This window comes from Streptosporangium sp. DT93, from assembly GCF_049844535.1.
GTDB lineage: Bacteria > Actinomycetota > Actinomycetes > Streptosporangiales > Streptosporangiaceae > Streptosporangium.
The window spans coordinates 1-517 of record NZ_JBNCLF010000072.1 but is presented as its reverse complement, the minus strand read 5'-3'; the positions used below and the strand labels follow the sequence as shown (position 1 = coordinate 517).

General features: G+C 72.7%; 1 protein-coding gene. It reads left to right on the top strand.

The annotated features are described in order from the left end of the window. Positions 1-517: beta-ketoacyl synthase N-terminal-like domain-containing protein (locus tag ACLQ2R_RS39530; protein WP_425966544.1), on the top strand; the 517-nt coding region annotated here is incomplete at both ends.

Here is a 517-nt window from a genome sequence, read left to right as displayed (position 1 = left end):
CGACGCGGCGTTCTTCGGGATGAGCCCGCGCAGCGCGCTGGCGACCGATCCGCAGCACCGTCTGTTCCTGGAGTCGTCGTGGGAGGCGCTGGAGCGGGCCGGGATCGACCCGGCCACGCTGCGCGGCAGCCGCACCGGCGTCTACGCCGGATGCATGTACGAGCACTACTCCACCCGCTTCCTGGAGCTCGCCCCCGGCTCCGTCGAGGGCACCCTCTTCACCTCCAGCGCCTCCAGCGTGCTGTCCGGGCGCGTCTCCTACACCCTCGGCCTCGAGGGACCCAGCATGACCGTCGACACCGCCTGCTCCTCCTCGCTGGTCGCCATGCACCTGGCCGTGCAGGCACTCCGGCGCGGGGAGTGCACGCTCGCCCTCACCGGAGGCGTGACCGTCATGGCCTCGCCGGTGCCGTTCGTGGAGTTCTCGCGGCAGCGGGCGCTGTCGGAGGACGGGCGGTGCAAGTCGTTCTCGGCGTCGGCCGATGGTGCGGCGTGGGCGGAGGGGGTGGGGGTGCTG